Raw genomic sequence first — 21,051 nt, 5'->3', positions numbered from 1 at the left:
CAGCCATGGCCAAGATCAAGCGAAAGCGATTCGCGCCGATCCGTTGACGCATTGCAGGACAGGGCCAACAAATTTTTGGCCTTTATGCTGCTCATGCGTTATGGAGCGGCGCGCCCACACCCAAATATCCTGCCGAACGTTCAGAATGTCCGGCAAAGCCACGGAAGCCTCGATGTCGTCCTTTTTCTCGCGTTTCATGAAATTCGGTTCGCAAAACATGGCCATCGACCTCGGTACGGCCAATACGCTTGTCTATGTGCAGGACCGGGGAATCGTGTTGAACGAGCCCAGCGTGGTGGCCATCGAGACGATCAACGGCAACAAGAGCGTCAAGGCCGTGGGCGATGATGCCAAGATGATGATGGGCAAGACCCCCGACAGCATCGAGGCCATCCGCCCGCTGCGCGACGGCGTGATCGCCGACATCGAAATCGCCGAAGAAATGATCAAGCATTTCATCCGCAAGGTCCATGGCAAGCGCAGCCTGTTCCGTTACCCGGAAATCGTGATCTGCGTGCCTTCGGGGTCCACCAGCGTCGAACGCCGCGCGATCCGCGATGCGGCCAGCAATGCGGGCGCCAGCCAGGTTTACCTGATCCTCGAACCGATGGCCGCTGCGATCGGCGCCGATATGCCCGTGACCGAACCGGTGGGTTCGATGGTGGTCGATATCGGCGGCGGCACGACCGAAGTGGCGGTCCTTTCGCTGCGCGGTCTGGCCTACACCACCTCGGTGCGCGTGGGCGGCGACAAGATGGACGAAGCCATCGTTTCCTATGTCCGCCGACACCACAACCTGCTGATCGGCGAAGCCACGGCCGAGCGCATCAAGAAGGATTACGGCATTGCCGTGATGCCCGCCGACGGCATTGGCGAAACGATCCACCTCAAGGGTCGCGATCTGGTCAATGGCGTGCCCAAGGAAATCACGATCACGCAGGCCAATATCGCCGAAGCGCTGTCCGAACCGATCAGCGCGATCATCGAAGGCGTGCGCATCGCGCTGGAAAACACCGCGCCCGAACTGGCCGCCGACATTGTCGATCAGGGCATCGTGCTGACGGGCGGCGGCGCGCTGATCAAGGGTCTGGACGATTATCTGCGCGAGGAAACCGGTCTGCCGGTGTCGATCGCGGAGGATCCGCTGTCCTGCGTGGCGCTGGGCACGGGCCGCGCGATGGAAGATCCGATCTATCGCGGCGTGTTGATGACGGCCTGATCCTTTGGGCTGATCGTCGGAAGTTTTGTTTCCCTGTCCGCCGTCGGCATAGGGCCACGGCGGACAGATAATGCGTAGGAAAGGCGGGATGCATGGCTCCGCCAGGCAACCGGCGCCCGGGCTATTCGCGCAGGGCGCATAACAATATCTTCTTTGCCTATGTGGCCGCTGCGGTGGGCACGGTGGTGGGCGGCGCGCTGCTGTTTGGCTCGATGGGCAGCACCGGCAATTTCGCGTCCCTGCGTAATCTGGCCAGCGATGTGACCCAGCCTGCGGCGCAACTGACGGCGCAGGGGCGTTCGGCCGCGGGCGGCGCATGGGGCGTGGCGGCGGGCTATTTCACCTCTGGCCCGGAAAATGCGCGACTGAAGAAAGAGGTCGCGCTGGGCCGGGTGCAGGCGGTCGAACTCGCGGCGGTCAAACAGGAGAACGAGCGGCTCAAGGCCATGCTGGGCCTGACATCGGACACGCCCAGGCCGGTTGCTTTTGGCTGGCTGGTGGCCAGCACCAGCGCCAGCGCGCGCCGCTATGCCACGATCTCGGTGGGCAGCCTTCAGGGCGTGAAAAGCGGGATGCCGGTGCGCACGCATCTGGGGCTGATCGGGCGCGTGCTGGAGGTGGGCCTACATTCGGCGCGGGTGTTGATGATCACCGACCCCGAAAGCGTGGTGCCGGTGCGCCGCGCCAGCGATTCCATCCCCGCCTTTGCCACGGGCAAGGGCGACGGCACCGTGCAATTGCGGCTGCTCACGCTGGGGCTCAATCCGCTCAAGGTGGGCGATGCCTTCGTCACGTCGGGTTCGGGCGGGCTTTACTGGCCCGGCACGCCGATTGCGGTCGTCTCCAGCCTGACGCGCGACGGGGCGATTGCCCGCGTGCTGGGCGATCCGGCGGTCAGCGAGATGGTGGCGGTGCTGCCCGCATGGGCGCCGGGCGATGATCCCACACTGCCCCCGCCCGCCGATCCGGTGAAGGCCAAGGCGGACGCCGATGCCGCAGCCAAAGCCGCCGCCAAGGCCGATGCGCAGGCCAAAACGGCGGCGGCCAAGGCCGCCAAGCAAAAGGCAGCGCAATAAATGCCCGCCAACCGCCTCTTGCGGGGCAGTGCGCGCCAGATCAGCCGCGCCCCCTCGCCGTTGATCGCCTATGCCGCGCCATGGGTGACGGTGGCGCTGGCTTCCTGCCTGCCGGGATGGCCGCTGATTGCGATGGCGCCGATCATGCCACCGCTGGGCTTCATGACGTTGCTGGCATGGCGGCAATTGCGGCCCGGTTTGCTGCCGGTCTGGGCGGGCGCGGTGCTGGGCATGGTCGATGACCTGTTCAGCGGGGCCCCCTTTGGCGCGGCCATGGCGCTCTGGTCGATCACGATGATCGTGATGGATCTGATCGAGGCGCGTTTTCCATGGCGCAATTTCCTGACCGACTGGCTGGTGGCCGGGCTCTTTATCGTCGCCTATCTGGCGCTGGGCTGGGTGATTGCGGCTCATTCGGGCGGGGCCATCGCGCCCGCGCTGATTGTGCCGCAAGGGCTGGTGGCGCTGGTGGCCTATCCGATGGTGGGGCGCACGGTCGGCCTGATCGACCGCTGGCGGTTGATGCGTTTCCGGGTGCTGGGTTGATGGCAAAGCGCAAGAAAGCGCCAAAACTGATTACGCCGGCCATGCTGCGCGACAGTTTCGACCGTCGCTCCATGGTGGTGGGCGTGCTGCAGGGCGGGGTCGGCGTGCTGCTGGCCACGCGCATGGGCTATATCGCTCTGGCCGAGAGCCAGAAGTATCAGATGATGGCCGAGAGCAACCGGGTCAACCTGTCGCTGATCCCGCCGCGCCGGGGCTGGATTCTCGACCGCGATGGCCAGCCCATCGCCAGCAACCGCGCCGATTTCCGCGTCGACCTGATTCCCGACCGGGTGATCGAAAAGGAAAAGACGCTGGAGGAACTGGCCAAGGTGCTGGGGCTGGACGAGATCGCGCTCCAGGATGTGCGCGACCGGCTGGACAAGGCGCGCGGGTTTCAGCCCGTCGAGGCCGGATCGCATCTGAGCTGGGAACAGTTCGCCGCGATTTCTGTGCGCCAGCCCGATCTGCCCGGCGTGGTGCCCCAGCGCAGTTTCTCGCGCTATTACCCCTCCGGCCCCTGCGTGGGCCATCTGGTGGGCTATGTCGGCGCGGCCAATGCCAAGGATTATGAAAAAGAGCACAACCCGCTGCTGATCACGCCGGGTTTCAAGATCGGCAAGGACGGGCTGGAAAAGGTCTATGACCAGACCCTGCGCGGCCAGCCCGGCGCCCGGCGCACCGAGGTGACCGCCAGCGGCAAGATCGTGCGCGACCTTGAAACGCGCGAGGATGTGCCGGGGCAGCCGATCAAGCTGACGGTCCATGCCGGTTTGCAGGAATATGCCGCGCGCCGCATCGGGGTGGAAAGCGGCGCCTGCGTGGTGATTGATTGCCTGACGGGCGACCTCCTGTGCTTTGTTTCCATGCCCAGCTTCGACCCCAACAGCTTTACCGACGGGGTCGGGCGGCTGGAATGGAAGATGCTGTCGGACGATGACCATGTGCCGCTGCGCAACAAGCTGCTGCACGGGCTTTATCCGCCCGGTTCGACGGTCAAGCCCACAGTCGCGCTGGCCTTTCTTGAGGCGGGGCTTGACCCCAAGGCCAGCGTCAATTGCTCGGGCGGGCTGCGCGTGGGCAACCGCGTGTTCCACTGCTGGCAGCACCATGGCCATGGCAGCGTGGACATGGCCAAGGGCATCTACCAGTCCTGCGACGTCTATTTCTATCACTTTGCCCAGCAGATCGGCATGGACCAGATCGCGCGCACGATGCGCAAGATCGGCTATGGCCAGAAATTCCCCCTGCCCTATCCCAGCCAATCCTACGGCACCGTGCCCGATCCGGCGTGGAAGATGAAGAAATATGGCAAGGAATGGGCCGTTTACGATACCGTGAACGCCACAATCGGCCAGGGTTACGTGCAGGTGAACCCCTTGCAGCAGGCGATCATCGCCAGCCGTCTGGCCAGCGGCAAATTGCTGATGCCGCGCCTGATGCATGAGGATAAGCCTGCCGCGCCCGCTTCGCTTGGCGTGCCGCAGGAACATCTCGATTTCATCCATGCCGCCATGCACGAAATGGTGAACGGCCGCGGCACCGGCCATGCCGCCAAAATCCCCATTCCCGGCGTCGAACTGGCGGGCAAGAGCGGCACCGCGCAGGTCGTGGGCCTGAATATCGGCAACGGCAAGGGCGGTCTGTGGCGCCACCGCGACCATGGCCATTTCATCTGTTTCGCCCCCTTTGACAAACCGCGCTATGCCTGCGCCGTACTGGTCGAACACGGCGGCGGTTCGGGCGCGGCCATGCCGATCGCGCGCGATGTCATGACCTATATGTTCGACCAGCAGAAGGCGTGGGACGCGCTGAGCAAGCTGGAGGCCGGATGGGGCGGCACGCCGCAACAGCGGCAGGCGGCCAAGTACCGCGCTTATGCCGCGCAATATGGCGTTTCTGCCCCTGCGGTTCAGGACAGTGACGAGGCCCTTGCCCGCGAGAGCGAGGCCGATGCCCGGCCCGCGCCCCAGCCGATCCAGTCGGATGCCGCCCCGCCCGCGCCCGAACCTGTGGGCGAGGACACACCCGCCCCGGCGCCATCACCCGCACCGTCGCCCACACCTTCAGCCGCGGCGGGCCAGCACCCATGAGCATGCATGTCATCCCCACGCCCCTGCGCGGCCTGCCATGGCGGGTACTGATCCCGCTTACGGCGCTGGTGCTGTTTGGCGCGACGGTGCTGTGGTCGGCGGCGGGGGGCCATTGGTCGCCCTATGCGTGGAAGCATATCTTCAACTTCGGCCTGTTCCTGTCGCTGGCCATCGCGATTTCGCGCCTGCCCGAGCGCGCCTTTCGACAATCGGCCTATCCGATCTACGGCGGCCTCGTGTTCCTGCTGATGCTGGTCGAGGCGGTGGGCAAGGTCGGCGGGGGCAGCCAGCGCTGGCTCAACATCGGCTTTATGAACCTGCAACCCTCGGAATTGATGAAGCCGGGGATCGTGCTGGTGATGGCGGTGTTTTATGCCAGCCTGCCGCCCACGCTGATCCGCAGCTGGCGCGCGCTGGTGCCGCCGGTGATCCTGTTGGGGGTGCCGGCCGCGCTGGTCATGCTCCAGCCCGATCTGGGCACGGCGCTGGCGATCTGTTTTGGCGCGGTGGTGGTGGTGTTCCTGTCGGGCACGCCGATCTGGTGGTTCCTGAGCGGCGGCGCGGCGGCGGCGGTGATTGCCCCGCTGGCTTTCTTTTTCGCGCTGCATGATTATCAGCGCAAGCGGGTGCTGGTCTTTCTGGACCCCGAAGCCGACATGCTGGGTTCGGGCTATCACATCACCCAGTCGAAAATCGCCATCGGTTCGGGCGGCTTTTTCGGCAAGGGGCTGGGCAATGGCACGCAGAGTCATCTGAAATACCTGCCTGAGGCGCATACCGACTTTGCCTTTGCCACCATGGCCGAGGAATGGGGGATGATCGGGGGATTGTTCATCCTGTTTGTGTTCTTTGTCGTGCTGTTCCGCTGGGGTATGGGTGTGGCGCGGCGCGCGCCCGACCGCTTCAGCCAACTGCTGGCCGCAGGCATGACCGCGACGATCTTTTTCTATGTTGCGATCAATATGATGATGGTCATGGGCCTTGCCCCGGTGGTGGGCATCCCCCTGCCCTTTATCAGCCATGGCGGTTCATCCATGATGACCAACATGATCTGTATCGGCACGATCATGGCCGTTGATCGCTGGGGCAAACGCGCGGGCGGCAGGCTGGGTTGAGGCCCTTTGGCCAAGTCCCGCAATTTTTTTGAAAGAATCACTTGCGCGCCCGCGATCACACGCTAAAGGGAGCGCCTCCGGCGGGGAGCCAACCAAGCTCTCCCACCAAACCCGGTACGGACGCATAGCTCAGTTGGTAGAGCAGCTGACTCTTAATCAGCGGGTCCTAGGTTCGAGCCCTAGTGCGTCCACCACGGTTTTTTCGCCTCTCGGCGTGGATGGACGCATAGCTCAGTTGGTAGAGCAGCTGACTCTTAATCAGCGGGTCCTAGGTTCGAGCCCTAGTGCGTCCACCAAATCCTTTTACGCCTTCACGGCCGTGAACGGACGCATAGCTCAGTTGGTAGAGCAGCTGACTCTTAATCAGCGGGTCCTAGGTTCGAGCCCTAGTGCGTCCACCACCCTTTCCCGACAGATCCCTTTCCATTTGCCGCGATGGTCGATAGTGGCCGCGCCATGGCCCATATGCCCTCCCCTTCGATCAAGCGCCTGCCCGGTCTGGAACTGCTGCGGCTGGTGGCGGCGTCCTGCGTGCTGCTGCTGCATGTGCGGGCGGTGTTTGGCGGGCAAAGAGTGTTTGGCCTCGGCTATCTGGGGGTCGATTTCTTCCTGATGCTTTCCGGCTTTCTGATGGCACGGGTGCAGGAGCCGAGGCTGGAGCATGGCGCAGCGCCTTGGTCGTTTCTGCGGCGGCGCTTCTGGCGGCTGTGGCCGATGATGGCGCTGGGCGGGTTGATCGGGATGCCGCGCCTGTGGCTGCGCTCGGCGGATCTGCCCAATTTCCTGCTGGCGGCGGTGCCGAACATGGCGCTGCTGCCGGTGTGGTGGTGGACCTTTGCCTTTCCGCTCAACATTCCGGCATGGACGATGACCTGCGAACTGGCCTGCAATGCCGCCCATGTGCTGGGCCTGTGGCGGCTGCGCCGGGGGTGGCTGATCGCGCTGGCGGCGGGGCTGGTGATGGCCGACGGCTGGATCGCGTGGCGGTTTCACGGGCTGGATGTGGGGCCAAAGAGCGAGAATTTCTTCTGGGGCGTGCTGCGCTGCCTTGCCGCCTATGTGCTGGGCATCGTGCTGGCGCGCTGGTGGTGCGAAGAGCCTGCGGTGCCGGTGCCGTGGTGGCTGGCGCTGCCGCTGATGCCTGCGCTGCTGCCGCTGGTGTGGTGGACAAAGACGCAGGGGTGGTGGTTCGACATCGGCTTTGTCGTGCTGGCCTGCCCGCTGATGATCGCGGGCGCGATGCGGCTGACGCGGTTTCATCGCGCGGCGCTGTGGCTGGGCCGGATCGCCTTTCCCCTGTTTGCCCTGCAAATGCCGATTCTTCAGGGCATCCGGCAATTGGGCGGCAATTACTGGATCGGGCTGGGCGTGGCGGCCGTGGCGGGCGTTTTGGTGGCGATTCTGGCCGCGCAGCTATCCGCCTGGCGCATATTGCGAAGAAATAATGTGATGGCGATGTGATCCACCTCTTGCAATCACAGCGTCATGTGATTACCTCACATTCATGACACAGAACATCATCGATCGCGTTCGCCGCCTCGTCAACGAAGGGGGCATGACCCGCGCCGGTCTGGCCCGCGCCGCAGGGCTTCATGCCAACACCCTGCGCGATGTCAACGAGCCGGAATGGAACCCCACCGCCGAAACGCTGGGCAAGCTCGAGCGTTTCCTTGATGAGAGCGACGACACCCCGGTGCTGGTCAGCATCGAGGAAATCATCGAGGAAGCCCGCAACGGGCGGATGTATATCCTTGTCGATGACGAAGACCGCGAAAACGAAGGCGATCTGATTATTCCGGCCCAGATGGCCACTCCTGCCGCGATCAATTTCATGGCCACCTATGGCCGCGGCCTTGTCTGCCTTGCCCTTTCGCATGAACGCGTGGACCAGCTTGGTCTGGAGCCGATGAGCCGCCGCAACGGCACCCCGCTGGGCACGGCCTTCACCGTCTCGATCGAGGCCAAAGAAGGCATCAGCACCGGCATTTCCGCCGCCGACCGCGCGCGCACCGTTTCGGTTGCCATCGACGGCAGCAAGGGCCCGGCCGACATCGTCAGCCCCGGCCATGTGTTCCCTCTGCGTGCGCGTCCGGGCGGCGTGCTGGTGCGTGCGGGCCATACCGAGGCGGCCGTGGACATTTCCCGCCTTGCCGGTCTCAACCCCTCTGGCGTGATCTGCGAGATCATGCGCGAGGATGGCACGATGGCCCGCCTTGATGATCTGGTCACCTTTGCCCGCCAGCATAGCATCAAGATCGCTACCATCCGCGACCTGATCGCCTATCGCCGCAAGCATGACCGCATGGTCAGCCTGAAGTCGGAAACCTCGTTCAAGAGCCGTTTCGGCGGCGAATGGCAGGCCCGCGCCTATGCCAACAAGGCGACCGGCGAGGAAAATCTCGTCCTGCTCAAAGGCCGCATCGACCCCAGCAAGCCTACGCTGGTGCGCATGCATTCCACCTCGATGTTCAGCGATCTGCTGGGCGAGGACAGCCCGCGCGCCAATCTGCTCCACCGCTCGATGGAAATCATCGGCGAGGAAGGCGCAGGCGTGATCGTTTTCGTCAACCGCCCGCATTCGGAAGTGTCCAAGTCCTTCGAATATCGCCAATTGGCGCTGGACGGCAACACCAAGCCGCTTGAGGAACTGCGCGATTACGGCGTGGGGGCGCAGGTTCTGGCCGAGCTGGGCATCCATGAGCTGGTGCTTTTGACCAATACGCATCATACGCTTGTCGCGCTGGAAGGTTATGGGCTGACCATCACCGAAGAACGCCGCATTGCTTGATTGAAGGACCTGTTATGGCCAAGTTTCTGATTGTCGAAGCCCGCTTCTATGACCACCTCAACGACATGCTGGTCGAAGGCGCGCGGGCCGCGTTAAAGGCGGCGGGGCATAAGGTCGATGTGCTGACCGTGCCGGGCGCGCTGGAAATTCCGGGCGCCATCTCGCTGGCCGAGGCATCGGGCGAATATGAGGGCTATGTCGCCATCGGCGTGGTGATCCGGGGTGAAACCTATCACTTCGAAATCGTGGCGGGCGAAAGCGCGCGCGGGATCATGGCGCTGACCATGGACGGCATTGCCATCGGCAACGGCATCCTGACGGTGGAGAACGAGGCGCAGGCCATCGTGCGCGCCGACCCCAAGCAGAAGGACAAGGGCGGCGAAGCGGCCAAGGCGGCCCTGGCCCTGCTGGCGCTGAAGGAAAAGTTCGGCGCGTAAAACGCCGGGCAGGATTTGAAAAAGGGCGCGGTGGTCATGCCATCCGCGCCCTTTTGCTTTACCAGACCTTCACGCGGCTTGCCGGCGGCAGATAGAGCTTGTCGCCCGGCTTCACATTGAACGCCTTGTACCAGTCATCGACATTGCGCACCGTCAGCGCGCGATACTGGCCCGGCGCATGGCCATCGGTGGCGATCTGGGCGCGCAGGGCGGCCTCGCGCACCTTGGTCGCCCAGCTTTGCGCAAAGGCGAGGAAGAAGCGCTGATCCCCGGTCATCCCGTTGATGACAGGCGCGGGCTTGCCCTTGAGCGAGGCGTGATAGGCATCAAGCGCGGCAGCCAGCCCCGCCACATCGGCAATATTCTCGCCCAGCGTCAGTTCGCCCTGAACATGCAGACCGGGAAATGGCTCATAGGCGCTGAACTGATCGGCCAGCGCCTTGCCCGCCTGTTTGAAGCGCGCCATGTCGGCGGGCGTCCACCAGTCGCGCAGACGGCCCGAAGCATCGAAAGCCGCGCCGTTGTTGTCAAAGCTGTGGCTGATCTCATGGCCGATCACCGCGCCGATCGCGCCATAGTTGAACGCCGCATCCGCCGCCGGATCATAGAACGGCTTTTGCAGGATCGCGGCGGGGAAATTCAGCGCGTTCTGCACCGGCAGATTGACCGCATTGACCAGTTGCGCATTCATCCACCATTCGCCCCGGTCCAGCGGCTTGCCGATCTTGGCCAGTTGCAGATGATATTCATTGAGGCCCGCCGCCTTGGCATTGGCATAGGCATTGTCAGGGCTGAGTTTCAGCGCCGAATAATCCTTCCACGTGTCGGGATAGCCCACGCCCACAACAATGCCGCGCACCTTGGCGATGGCCTCCTGCTTGGTGGCGGGCGCCATCCAGTCGAGCCGCGCAATGCGGACGGCAAAGGCATCCTTGATGCCCGCGACCATGCCCTGAATGCGGGCCTTGTCGGCGGCGGGGAAATATTTTGCGACATAGAGCCGCCCCAGCGCATCGCCCAGCGCACCGTTCAGCGCGGCAATCGCCCGGCGCTCGCGGCTGCGCTGAACCTTTACGCCCTGCAGAGCCTCGCCGTAGAAAGCAAAGCGGTCATCGTCGATCTTGGTGGGCAGGACCGAGGCATATTGGTTGACCTGATGAAAGGCCAGCCAGTCTTTCCACACATCCAACGGCTCGGAAGCGACCAGCGCGGCGATGCGCGGGATCGACTGGTCATGAAACGCGGCAAAGCGGTCCTGATGGGGCAGGCCTGCGGCGTTGAAGAACGCTTCCCAGTCAATGCCGGGCGCCTTGGCGGCGAAATCGGCGCGGGTCCATTCGGCATTGGCGTGCTGGAAATCCTCACTCTGCTCGCGGCTTTCGTGGGCATCGGCAATCTTGGCTTCAAGATCGTAGATCCTGCCCGCGCGGGCCTCGGCCTCGGCGGGCGTGGCGGCCAAACCGGCATCGGTCATGATCGTGGCGATATAGGCGCGGTATTTGGTGCGAATATCGGCCATCTTGGGATCGGCCGAACGGTAATATTCGCGCTCCGGCAGGCCAAGCCCCCCCTGCAATACATAGGGCATCACCGCTGTACCATTAAGGGATTGGGTGATGAACAGGCCGAAGAGGTTCTCGGTCTGAAAATCGGTGGCATTAAGGGGATCTACGTCTGCGCGGACCTGCGCGCCCAGCATGCGGGACAGGTCAGCCTTGTTCGCAATCGCAGCAAACTTGGCCAGATCGGCCTTGATCGGAGCCATGCCCGCCGCGTTGATCGCCCCGGTGTTGAGATAGGCGCGATAGTAATCCCGGATCAGCGCGGCGTCGGTGCCGGGCTTGGGATGGCCCGCGACGACCTGTGCGACCAGCGCGGTGATTCGCTTTTCGGTCGATTGATCGGCGATATAAAAGCCGCCGACCGAGGCGCGATCGGCCGGAATCGCGGTTTCGCGCTCCCAGATGCCATTGGCGAAGAGGTAAAAATCATCTCCGGGGCGGATAGAACGATCCATTCCGGATGTATTCAACCCCACCGAGGCCGCCTTGGGCGCCCCCGCACCTTGGGCCATCATCGGTGCGGCCAACGCCAAAGGGCAAAGGCCAAGCGCCAGCGCCCGGCGGAAATCTGCAATCTTGGGCATTATCCTGTCCTTACAATATAATAGCGCCATTCCCTCTCTCGGGGTTCCTTGCATAGACCCCGCATGACGGGCGCGGTCAACAAGTTACACCGATGTTAGTAAGGTCGCCATGGCGCTGGAGATAAGCCAATCGGCGGGTTTGAATAGTCCAAATGTGGCGAATCTGCACAAGACGCCAATGACCTTGACGATATACATAGGTGTAATCACCTACCAACGCTTGTTCAAATGCGAACCACGCCTGCCTATCGCACTAGACAGATCATCAACAATGCCCCGATGCAGAGCAATCTGCAATCGAGCGCAATGTCCAGAAACAGGGATAGCATGGACCGGACCGACGACCCTCTCGCGCTGATGCAATGCTTGCGTAATGCCCTCGACCGGCTGGACGCCATTAATGCCTTTACCGCAGCTGCACACTTGGACGCCTGTTTGCATGCGTTGAGCGATTACTTCATTTCCGACGAGAATCACTCGAAAGGCGATTAATCGGTATTCCCCCTAATATTCCCAGCGCCCCGGCTTGGGCTAAACTACGCAGACACCAGTAGCTATTTCTGCTGCTGCCAGGTTTTGCTGCTAGTATGGGGGACATCGCAAAGGATGAACTGGACCGACAGAAATCCTGCCGCGCTGGCCAGCGCGGCGCCTCAGATCTGGAAAGAGCCCGAGGGCACCCAGCCCGTCAATCAACGCCTGCGTACGCTGGCGCAATCGCTGCTCAATGCCGCCATCGAACTGGAAAAGGCACCGCCTGCGGCGCCGGTTGACGATGGCGGGGCCGGTATCGGGGCAAGGCCCAAATCAGACCCGGCCGAACAGGCCCAACAACTCTATCGCGAACGCCGCCGCCGGATCGAGGCGTTCGGCGACGACACGCTGTTTGGAGAGCCCGCGTGGGACATCCTGCTCGACCTGTTCGTGGCCGGAGAGCGCGGCAAGCGTGTGGCCGTGACCAGCGCCTGCATCGGCTCGGGCGTGCCCAGCACGACGGCGCTGCGCTGGCTCAATGTGCTGGAGGTGCGCGGCATGGTCGAGCGCGAGGATGACAATCACGACGCGCGGCGGTCCTTTGTGCGCCTGACCGCCAAGGCGCGGGCGATGATGCTCGAATATTTCGCCAGCCTCTGAGACGCCTTCAGCGCAAACAAAAGGGCGGGGAGCCACCTCCCCGCCCTTTCCTGTTCCAGTCGCCCGGAAAAGGCTGATTAGACCTTCAGGCGGCCAAAGGCGCTCTTGCCGGCATAAAGCGCGGCAACGCCCAGTTGTTCCTCGATGCGGATCAGTTGGTTGTACTTGGCCAACCGGTCCGAACGGGCCAGCGAGCCGGTCTTGATCTGGCCGCAGTTGGTCGCAACCGCGAGGTCGGCGATGGTCGCGTCCTCGGTTTCGCCCGAACGGTGGCTCATCACGGCGGTGTAACCGGCGCGCTGGGCCATCGACACGGCTTCGAGCGTCTCGGTCAGCGTGCCGATCTGGTTGACCTTGACCAGCAGCGAGTTGGCCAGACCCTGATCGATGCCCATGGCCAGACGCTTCGGGTTGGTCACGAACAGGTCGTCACCCACCAACTGCACCTTGTCGCCGATCAGATTGGTGAGCGCAGCCCAGCCTTCGAAATCGTCTTCGCTCATGCCGTCCTCGATCGAGATGATCGGATAGTCGGCCGAGAGCTTGGCCAGATATTCGGCGAATTCGACCGGCGAGAGCGACAGGCCCTCGCCGCTGATTTCATACTTGCCGTTCTTGAAGAATTCGGTCGAAGCGCAGTCGAGCGCAAGCAGGATATCGCTGCCCAGCTTGAAACCGGCCTTTTCGATCGAGGTCGACACGAAATCGAGCGCGGCGCGCGTGCTGGCGATGTTGGGGGCAAAGCCGCCTTCGTCACCCACGGCCGTGGCCAGACCCTTTTCGTGCAGGCCCTTTTTCAGCGTGTGGAAGATTTCCGCACCCCAGCGCACGGCTTCGGCAATCGAATCCGCGCCGACCGGCATGATCATGAATTCCTGGAAGTCGATCGGGTTGTCGGCATGTTCGCCGCCGTTGATGATGTTCATCATCGGCACGGGCAGAACATGGGCCGAAACGCCGCCGACATAGGAATAGAGCGGCAGGCCGCGCGCGTCAGCGGCCGCCTTGGCGGTGGCCAGCGAGACGCCCAGAATGGCGTTGGCGCCGATGCGCGCCTTGTTGGGCGTGCCGTCCAGTTCGATCATGGCAAGGTCGATGTCGCGTTGATCTTCGGCATCGACGCCGACCAGCGCTTCGTGGATCTCGGAATTCACCGCTTCCACAGCCTTGGTGACGCCCTTGCCCAGATAGCGGCTCTTGTCGCCATCGCGCAGTTCAACCGCCTCATGCGCGCCGGTGCTGGCGCCCGAGGGCACGGCGGCGCGGCCAAAGCTGCCATCTTCGAGCAGCACATCGACTTCGACCGTGGGATTGCCACGGCTGTCCAGAATTTCGCGAGCGTGGATGTCGATAATCGCGGTCATGGCGTGTTCATCTCCTCTCGGACACCTTTCAGATGCCCTCAAGACGATTCCCTTAGCAGCGGAACCTTGGCAGGCAAGCTGCATTGCAGCATGATAGGAACGAGGCGAGCAAATCGATGCGAATTCATCACGCGATTCTCTACGCCCCGCCCAAGAGAAGGATGACAAGCCATGGCCGATGAAACCAACGCTCTTGTTGCCGACGCTGCCGAAGCCGTGAACGAAACGGCCGAGGGCGTGAAGGCCAAGTTCAGCAAGGCGATTGACGATGCGCGCGCGGGCGCCCTCGCGCTGGGCAAGGATCTGCAGGAAAAGGCTGCGCCCTACACCGAAAAGCTTTCGAGCGGCGAATTGCTGGCCGAAGCCAAGGCGATTGGCGAACAGGCCAAGGAACGCGCACTCAATCTGGCCGCCGACGGCAAGGTGAAGGCGAGCGATGCCATCACCTCGCTGGGCAAGGTCGTGGCTGACAATGCCGGCCTTGTCGATGACAAGCTGGGCGAGAAATATGGCGATTATGCCCGCAGCGCAGCCCGTGCGCTTCAGGAAACCGGCGCCAAGCTGGAATCCAAGAATCTGGAAGAGCTGGGCAAGGAAGCGACCGAATTTGTGAAGAAGAACCCGGTGATCGCCGCGGGGGCGCTGATCGCCGTGGGCTTTGCCCTGACCAAGCTGCTGGGCGGCAAGAGCGACGAAGAAGCATAAGCCGCAAGGCATGAAGCAGAAGGCGCCGGGGCGGTCATGCGCCGCCCCGGCGCCTTTACGCAAGCATTGAAGGGGGCCTGATGCCCAAGCATCGGCAAGACAGCAGCGACATCGACGAGCCCAGTCTCGAAGAGGATTTTCGCGGGCTTTTCACATCGACCCGCGCCGCATTCGACAGCGAGATCGAATATCAAAAGGCCCGCGCAGGCATGGCGGTGAGGCTCGTCCTGCGCATTGCGGGGCTGACGGCGCTGGCGCTTGCGCTGGTGTTTTTCCTGCTGATGGCGATCATCATAGGCTCTCTGCTGGGTCTGACGACGCTGGTGGGGCCGTGGGGCGCGATGGGCATCGTGGTGGCGGTGCTGCTACTCGTCACGTTGTGGAGCGTTGTGAAGGTCAAGCGGGCCGTCGGCAGGCTGACCGCCCTGTTTTCTCCTTCGGAGCCGGATGCATGAGCCCTGCCGAGGAAAAACTGGCGCAATTGCGCGCCGCGCGCGATGCCGCCCGCGCCGAATTTCTCAGCCGCTCCACCCGCATCCGCGCGCTGGCCGAACCGGGCGAACTGGGTCGCCGCCTGACCAATGACATTCAGGTGCAGGGGCGCAAGGCGCTCTCGCAGGCAATGGAGATTGCCGCCGACGAGCGCGGCGTGCTGGCGGGCACCTTGACCGCGCTGATGCTGTGGCTGGCGCGCAAACAGATCTTTGCCAAGGCGGTCGAACTGGCCCCCAAGGCCAAACCGGCCTGGAACAAGGCGCTGGATACGGCTCGGTCCGGCCTTGCAAAAATCCGCACCCGCCTGCCCGGAAAGGGCGATGGGGTATAAAACTTGCGCAAAACGCAATCAGAATATGCTTGATTTCAACCTTGGTGGTGCTTGCTGATCGGCTTTGCCGAATGCTATGGCAAAGGCTCAATCCTCCAATTTGCTGGAAACAAGCCATCATGTCCCAACTTCTCCACCTCGTCATCGGCGGTCGTGTGCGTGACCCGCAGGGCCTCGATTTCGTGGACCTCAACGCGCTCGATTATGTCGGCGTGTTTCCCGATTACGCTTCGGCCGTGGAAGCATGGCGGGGTGCCGCCCAGCGCAGCGTTGACGATGCCGAGATGAAGTATGTCGTCGTCCATCTGCACAAGCTGCTGGAACCCGGCCACGAGCATTGATTGCGCCCCGGTGCTGATCCTTTCGCGATCAGGCCGCGCAAAACAGAAAAGGCCCCACCGGATGGCGGGGCCTTTTTCCTTGGACGAAACCGGCGCGGATCAGATGAACTCGATCTTTTCCACGACATAGAAGCGTTCGCCCGCAGGCACGCGCACTTCGATCTCGTCATCCACCTTCTTGCCGATCAGCGCCCGGCCCAACGGTGAGACATAGCTGATCCGGCCCAGTTTCGCGTCCGCCTCATAGGGGCCAACGATCTGATAACGCACCGGCTTGTCGTCATCGTCCAGCAAAGTGACGGTGGCGCCAAAAATGATCCGATCGCCCGAAAGCGAGGTGGGGTCGATGATCTGGGCCCGGCTGATCTTGTCCTCAAGATCGGCGATCGTGGCCTCAACCTGCCCCTGACGCTCCTTGGCGGCGTGATATTCCGCATTTTCGGAAAGGTCGCCATGCGCGCGCGCTTCCTCGATCGCATCAACGATCCGGGGGCGCTCTTCCCGCAGCGCCTTCAGCTCGGCCGTCAGCTTTTCATAGCCAATCGCCAGCATCGGCAGCTTTTCGATACTTGCCATCCGTGAAACTTCCTTCATGGCCCTTCCCTCCGCCGGGACAGTCGGAGGCACCGCCCCGCGTTCAATCGAAAACGCGGGGGAATGCCTTCCAACTTTTGCGGAAAGGACGTGGTCGGTCAGCTATAATAGGCCTGCAACGGGCACACTTCAAGACTGGCCGAACGCAAGGCGCCAATCGCTTCCACAGCCGCGACGCTGCCCGCCGCTGTGGTGAAGTAAGGCACCTTGTTGCCCAGCGCTGCCTGACGGATGCTCTGCGAGTCCTTCAGGCTCTGCCAACCCTCGGTGGTGTTGAACACCAGAGCCACGCCGCCATCGATGATCCGGTCCACGATATGCGGGCGCCCTTCGGCCACCTTGTTGACCAGTTCGACCGCAACGCCCGCCTCGGCCAGGAACTTTTGCGTCCCGCCCGTGGCGATCAGCTTGAAGCCCAGATCGACCAGCTTGCGCGCGGCGGGCAGCACGACCGCCTTGTCGGTGTCCTTGACCGAAATGAACACCACGCCTTCCTGAGGCAGCTTGACGCCCGCGCCCAACTGGCTCTTGGCAAAGGCCGTGGCAAAGTCCTTGTCGAGGCCCATGACCTCGCCGGTGGACTTCATTTCGGGCGAAAGCACAGGGTCAACGCCGGGGAAACGGGCAAACGGGAACACCGCTTCCTTGACCGCCATATAGGGCAGATCGCGGCGGAACGGCGGGAACGTGTCCAGCTTTTCGCCCGCCATCACGCGCGCGGCGATCTTGGCCACCGGCTGACCGATGGCCTTGGCCACGAAAGGCACCGTGCGCGAGGCGCGGGGATTGACCTCGATGAGGTAAACCTCGCCATCCTTGACCGCGAACTGGATGTTCATCAGCCCCTTGACGCCCAGCGCCAGCGCCAGCGCTTCGGCCTGACGCTCCATCTCGGCGATGATCTCGGCCGAAAGGCTGTAAGGCGGCAGGGTGCAGGCGCTGTCGCCCGAGTGGATGCCGGCCTCTTCGATATGCTGCATCACGCCCGCCACGACGACCTTTTCGCCATCGCACAGCGCATCGACATCGCATTCGATCGCATCGCGCAGATACTGGTCGATCAGCACCGGCGAGTCGCCCGACACCTGCACCGCCGTGGCGATATAGTCATCAAGCTGCGCCACGCTGTCGACGATTTCCATCGCGCGGCCACCCAGCACGTAGCTGGGACGCATCAGCACCGGATAACCGATGCGATTGGCCACCGCCACGGCTTCGTCACGGCTGCGCGCAATGCCATTGGCCGGCTGCTTGAGGTCGAGCTGCTCAACCAGAGCGGCGAAACGCTCGCGGTCTTCGGCAAGGTCGATGGCATCCGGGCTGGTGCCCAGAATGGGGATGCCCGCGTCTTCCAGCGCCTGCGCCAGTTTGAGCGGGGTCTGCCCGCCAAACTGCACGATCACGCCGACCAGTTCGCCCTTCGACTGTTCAACCGTAAGGATTTCCAGCACGTCCTCGGCCGTCAGCGGCTCGAAATAGAGGCGGTCCGAAGTGTCATAGTCGGTCGAAACCGTTTCCGGGTTGCAGTTGACCATGATGGTTTCATAGCCCACCTCGTCCAGCGCGAAACAGGCATGGCAGCAGCAATAGTCGAACTCGATGCCCTGACCGATACGGTTCGGGCCGCCGCCAAGGATCACGATCTTCTTGCGGTCGCTGGGCGCGGCCTCGTTCTCGGCCGCGCCAAACATCGGCGCTTCATAGGTCGAGTACATATAAGGCGTGATCGCCTCGAACTCGGCCGCGCAGCTGTCGATGCGCTTGAACACCGGGCGCACGCCCAGACGGTGGCGCAGAGCGCGCACTTCGGCCTCGCTGGTGGCGCCCACCATCGCTTCGACCACATCATGCAACAGGCCCGAACGCGCCATATTGGCGCTGCCCGCAAGCGTTGCGGACTGCACCGCCAGCTTGGCCAGACGCTTGTCCGAGAAGCCCATCGCCTTCAGACGGCGCAGACCCTCGGCATCATTGGGCAGGCCATTCTTGGCCACCTCGGCCTCGGCCGCAATGATTTCCTCGATATGGGCCAGGAACCACGGATCGTAATGGGTGATCCGGTTGATGTCGGCGGCGGAGAAACCTTCACGGAAGGCCTGCGCCACCACCAGCAGGCGGTCGGGCGTGGCGCGCGAGAGGGCCGCGGTGATCTCATCACGGCTTGCGCCCACCAGTTCATCGACGCGGTTGAAACCGTCGAGGCCCGTTTCCAGACCACGCAGCGCCTTCTGCATCGATTCCTTGATGTTGCGCCCGATGGCCATCACCTCGCCCACGCTCTTCATCGCGGTGGACAGGATCGGCTCGGAGCCCTTGAACTTTTCAAAGGCAAAGCGCGGGATCTTGGTGACGACATAGTCGATGCTGGGCTCGAACGAGGCGGGCGTGGCGCCCGTGATCTCGTTGGTCAGCTCGTCCAGCGTATAACCCACAGCTAGCTTGGCCGCGACGCGCGCGATGGGGAAGCCGGTGGCCTTGGACGCCAAAGCCGACGAACGCGACACGCGCGGGTTCATTTCGATCACGATCAGACGGCCATCCTTGGGATTGACCGCGAACTGCACGTTCGACCCGCCCGTTTCCACGCCGATCTCGCGCAGCACGTTCAGGGACGCGGTACGCATGATCTGATATTCTTTGTCCGTCAGCGTCAGCGCGGGCGCGACCGTGATCGAATCGCCCGTGTGGACGCCCATCGGATCGATATTCTCGATCGAGCAGATGATGATAGAATTGTCGTTCTTGTCCCGAACGACCTCCATCTCATACTCCTTCCAACCGAGGAGCGATTCTTCGATCAGCACTTCGGTGGTGGGGCTGGCTTCCAGACCGCTCTTCACGATCTTTTCGAACTCGGCCTTGTTATAGGCAATGCCGCCGCCCGTGCCGCCCAGCGTAAAGGAGGGGCGGATGATCGAGGGAAGGCCGGTGCGTTCCAGCACGGCAAAGGCTTCCTCTACCGTATGGGCCACGCCGCTGCGCGCCGATTCCAGACCGATCTTGTCCATCGCCTCGCGGAACCGCTGGCGATCTTCGGCCTTGTCGATGGCGTCGGCGTCGGCGCCGATCATCTGGACGCCGTACTTTTCCAGCGTACCGTCTTCAAACAGCGCCAGCGCGGTGTTCAAAGCGGTCTGGCCGCCCATCGTGGGAAGCACCGCATCGGGGCGCTCCTTTTCGATGATCTTGGCGACCATGGCCGGGGTGATCGGCTCGATATAGGTCGCATCGGCCATTTCCGGGTCGGTCATGATCGTCGCCGGGTTCGAGTTGACCAGGATGACCCGGTAACCTTCTTCCTTCAGCGCCTTGATCGCCTGCGTGCCGGAATAGTCAAACTCGCAGGCCTGACCGATGATGATGGGCCCCGCGCCAATGACGAGGATCGAGGAGATGTCTGTCCGCTTAGGCATCAGGCAATGCTCTCAATGAATTTCGTGAAAAGATAAAAGCTGTCCATCGGCCCCGGCGAGGCTTCGGGGTGATACTGCACCGAGAAGGCTTTCTTGCCCGTGATCTCGATGCCGCAGTTCGAACCGTCAAACAGCGACTTGTGGGTTTCCACCACGCCCTCGGGCAGCGTTGCCGCATCCACCGCGAAACCGTGGTTCATCGACGTGATTTCCACCACGCCTTCGGCCATGCGCTTGACCGGATGGTTCGCGCCGCGATGGCCCTGATGCATCTTGATGGTCTTGGCCCCGGCGGCCAGCGCCAGCATCTGATGCCCCAGACAGATGCCGAAGATCGGGATGTTGCGTTCCAGCAGCGCCTTGATGACGGGCACGGCGTAAACGCCCGTGGCCGCCGGATCGCCGGGGCCGTTGGACAGGAACACGCCGTCGGGTTTGAGGCCAAGGATAACCTCCAGCGGGGTTTCCGCCGGAACCACCGTCACTGAGGCGCCAGCGGCCACAAGGTTGCGGAAGATGTTATCCTTGGCGCCGAAATCCATCGCCACAACATGCGGGCGCGGATCATGCGGGCTGCGGCCATAGCCCTTGCCCAGATGCCAGATGCTGCCTTCCCAGCTTTCCTGCGCCTTGCGCGACACGATCTTGGCCAGATCCATGCCTTCAAGGCCGGGCCACTGCTGCGCCTTAGCCAGCAGGGCGGGAATGTCAAACTCGCCCGCCTCATTATAGGCGATGACGGCATTGGGCGCGCCCGAAAGGCGGATGCGGCGGGTCAGGGCGCGGGTGTCGAGACCGGCAATGCCGATCTTGCCCTTGGCCTTCATCCAGGCGTCGAAACGGCCTTCGGAGCGGAAGTTCGAGGGGTTGGTCACATCTTCGCGAACGATGCAGCCAACGGCGCCATCGACGGCGGCTTCGTTGTCTTCATGGTTCACGCCGACATTGCCGATGTGGGGAAAGGTAAAGGTCACGATCTGGCCCGCATAGCTGGGGTCGGTCATGATTTCCTGATAGCCGGTGATGGAAGTGTTGAAACACACTTCGCCAACCGCGCTGCCCTGGGCGCCGAAGCCTCGGCCCCAGGCGACATAACCATCGGCCAGTACCAGGACGGCAGTGGCGCCAAGTGGTTTAGGCGCAAGCGAATGGGCGGGGTCTGCCATGGGGGGCGCTCCGTGAGAAGGTTTCAACAATGGGTGCTAAGGCCCGCCCGCTAGACCCATGACCCGCACGCGTCAACCTATCAAAAGCGGA

Annotated in this window: 20 protein-coding genes and 3 tRNA genes; 17 read left to right on the top strand and 6 right to left on the bottom strand. The window is 63.0% G+C overall.

Annotated features, from left to right (window positions below; all coding sequences use genetic code 11):
* Positions 1 to 15: 15 nt before the first annotated feature.
* Complete coding sequence (locus PQ457_RS05515) at positions 16 to 198, bottom strand: hypothetical protein (protein WP_168602156.1); 183 nt, start codon at positions 196 to 198, stop codon at positions 16 to 18.
* Here PQ457_RS05515 and PQ457_RS05510 point away from each other — a divergent pair.
* From PQ457_RS05510 to ribH, 11 genes are all read left to right on the top strand, one after another.
* A complete protein-coding gene (locus tag PQ457_RS05510) occupies positions 173 to 1,219 on the top strand; it encodes a rod shape-determining protein (protein WP_168602564.1) in 1,047 nt (348 codons plus the stop codon). The genes PQ457_RS05515 and PQ457_RS05510 overlap by 26 nt on opposite strands.
* Before the next feature lie 92 nt (positions 1,220 to 1,311).
* Positions 1,312 to 2,295, top strand: coding sequence for a rod shape-determining protein MreC (locus tag PQ457_RS05505; protein WP_273618745.1), 984 nt, complete (start codon positions 1,312 to 1,314; stop codon positions 2,293 to 2,295).
* Positions 2,296 to 2,841, top strand: a complete 546-nt coding sequence (locus PQ457_RS05500) for a rod shape-determining protein MreD (protein WP_273618744.1) — start codon at positions 2,296 to 2,298, stop codon at positions 2,839 to 2,841.
* The gene (gene mrdA / locus PQ457_RS05495; RefSeq protein ID WP_273618743.1) at positions 2,841 to 4,931 is read left to right on the top strand and encodes a penicillin-binding protein 2; all 2,091 of its coding nucleotides are present in this window, start codon (positions 2,841 to 2,843) and stop codon (positions 4,929 to 4,931) included. Before PQ457_RS05500 ends, mrdA begins: the two co-directional genes overlap by 1 nt.
* Positions 4,928 to 6,046, top strand: coding sequence for a rod shape-determining protein RodA (gene rodA, locus PQ457_RS05490; RefSeq protein WP_273618742.1), 1,119 nt, complete (start codon positions 4,928 to 4,930; stop codon positions 6,044 to 6,046). The genes mrdA and rodA overlap by 4 nt, the downstream gene beginning before the upstream one ends.
* Positions 6,047 to 6,164: 118 nt before the next feature.
* Positions 6,165 to 6,240 (top strand) — tRNA-Lys (locus tag PQ457_RS05485).
* 26 nt (positions 6,241 to 6,266) lie between these two features.
* Positions 6,267 to 6,342 (top strand) — tRNA-Lys (locus PQ457_RS05480).
* Positions 6,343 to 6,371: 29 nt separating this feature from the next.
* Positions 6,372 to 6,447 (top strand) — tRNA-Lys (locus PQ457_RS05475).
* Between the two features lie 55 nt (positions 6,448 to 6,502).
* Positions 6,503 to 7,507: an acyltransferase family protein gene (locus tag PQ457_RS05470; RefSeq protein ID WP_273618741.1), complete on the top strand. Its 1,005-nt coding sequence runs from the start codon at positions 6,503 to 6,505 to the stop codon at positions 7,505 to 7,507.
* Positions 7,508 to 7,550: 43 nt separating this feature from the next.
* Positions 7,551 to 8,834, top strand: a complete 1,284-nt coding sequence (gene ribB / locus PQ457_RS05465; RefSeq protein ID WP_273618740.1) for a 3,4-dihydroxy-2-butanone-4-phosphate synthase — start codon at positions 7,551 to 7,553, stop codon at positions 8,832 to 8,834.
* Positions 8,835 to 8,848: 14 nt separating this feature from the next.
* The gene (ribH, locus tag PQ457_RS05460; RefSeq protein ID WP_273618739.1) at positions 8,849 to 9,271 is read left to right on the top strand and encodes a 6,7-dimethyl-8-ribityllumazine synthase; all 423 of its coding nucleotides are present in this window, start codon (positions 8,849 to 8,851) and stop codon (positions 9,269 to 9,271) included.
* 58 nt (positions 9,272 to 9,329) lie between these two features.
* Here the strand turns inward: ribH and PQ457_RS05455 are convergent, their stop codons facing one another.
* Positions 9,330 to 11,417: a M13 family metallopeptidase gene (locus PQ457_RS05455; protein ID WP_273618738.1), complete on the bottom strand. Its 2,088-nt coding sequence runs from the start codon at positions 11,415 to 11,417 to the stop codon at positions 9,330 to 9,332.
* 327 nt (positions 11,418 to 11,744) lie between these two features.
* On the opposite strand from PQ457_RS05455, the gene PQ457_RS05450 reads away from it, so the two are divergent.
* Positions 11,745 to 11,909: a hypothetical protein gene (locus tag PQ457_RS05450; protein WP_273618737.1), complete on the top strand. Its 165-nt coding sequence runs from the start codon at positions 11,745 to 11,747 to the stop codon at positions 11,907 to 11,909.
* Positions 11,910 to 12,023: 114 nt separating this feature from the next.
* Positions 12,024 to 12,551 carry a MarR family winged helix-turn-helix transcriptional regulator gene (locus tag PQ457_RS05445; RefSeq protein WP_273618736.1) on the top strand — a complete coding sequence of 176 codons (528 nt, stop codon included), beginning with the start codon at positions 12,024 to 12,026 and terminating at the stop codon, positions 12,549 to 12,551.
* 77 nt (positions 12,552 to 12,628) lie between these two features.
* On the opposite strand, the gene eno is transcribed toward PQ457_RS05445, so the two are convergent.
* Positions 12,629 to 13,915 (bottom strand): phosphopyruvate hydratase, encoded by a 1,287-nt coding sequence (gene eno / locus PQ457_RS05440; RefSeq protein WP_273618735.1) that lies wholly within the window; start codon positions 13,913 to 13,915, stop codon positions 12,629 to 12,631.
* A gap of 171 nt (positions 13,916 to 14,086) precedes the next feature.
* On the opposite strand from eno, the gene PQ457_RS05435 reads away from it, so the two are divergent.
* The 4 genes from PQ457_RS05435 to PQ457_RS05420 all read left to right on the top strand — a co-directional run bounded on the left by PQ457_RS05435 (position 14,087) and on the right by PQ457_RS05420 (position 15,787).
* Positions 14,087 to 14,620: a hypothetical protein gene (locus PQ457_RS05435; protein ID WP_273618734.1), complete on the top strand. Its 534-nt coding sequence runs from the start codon at positions 14,087 to 14,089 to the stop codon at positions 14,618 to 14,620.
* An 80-nt stretch (positions 14,621 to 14,700) separates the two neighbouring features.
* Positions 14,701 to 15,075, top strand: coding sequence for a phage holin family protein (locus tag PQ457_RS05430; RefSeq protein ID WP_273618733.1), 375 nt, complete (start codon positions 14,701 to 14,703; stop codon positions 15,073 to 15,075).
* Complete coding sequence (locus PQ457_RS05425) at positions 15,072 to 15,446, top strand: hypothetical protein (RefSeq protein WP_273618732.1); 375 nt, start codon at positions 15,072 to 15,074, stop codon at positions 15,444 to 15,446. Before PQ457_RS05430 ends, PQ457_RS05425 begins: the two co-directional genes overlap by 4 nt.
* Positions 15,447 to 15,565: 119 nt before the next feature.
* Positions 15,566 to 15,787: a DUF4170 domain-containing protein gene (locus PQ457_RS05420; RefSeq protein ID WP_168602551.1), complete on the top strand. Its 222-nt coding sequence runs from the start codon at positions 15,566 to 15,568 to the stop codon at positions 15,785 to 15,787.
* 99 nt (positions 15,788 to 15,886) lie between these two features.
* On the opposite strand, the gene greA is transcribed toward PQ457_RS05420, so the two are convergent.
* From greA to carA, 3 genes are all read right to left on the bottom strand, one after another.
* Positions 15,887 to 16,363: a transcription elongation factor GreA gene (gene greA, locus PQ457_RS05415; protein ID WP_273618731.1), complete on the bottom strand. Its 477-nt coding sequence runs from the start codon at positions 16,361 to 16,363 to the stop codon at positions 15,887 to 15,889.
* 116 nt (positions 16,364 to 16,479) lie between these two features.
* Positions 16,480 to 19,794 (bottom strand): carbamoyl-phosphate synthase large subunit, encoded by a 3,315-nt coding sequence (gene carB, locus PQ457_RS05410; protein WP_273618730.1) that lies wholly within the window; start codon positions 19,792 to 19,794, stop codon positions 16,480 to 16,482.
* Positions 19,794 to 20,960 carry a glutamine-hydrolyzing carbamoyl-phosphate synthase small subunit gene (gene carA / locus PQ457_RS05405; RefSeq protein WP_273618729.1) on the bottom strand — a complete coding sequence of 389 codons (1,167 nt, stop codon included), beginning with the start codon at positions 20,958 to 20,960 and terminating at the stop codon, positions 19,794 to 19,796. Before carA ends, carB begins: the two co-directional genes overlap by 1 nt.
* Positions 20,961 to 21,051 lie beyond the last annotated feature (91 nt).

Origin of the sequence: Novosphingobium humi, from assembly GCF_028607105.1 — a bacterium.
Taxonomy (GTDB): Bacteria; Pseudomonadota; Alphaproteobacteria; order Sphingomonadales; family Sphingomonadaceae; genus Novosphingobium; species Novosphingobium humi.
This window is presented reverse-complemented; position numbering and strand designations above follow the sequence as displayed.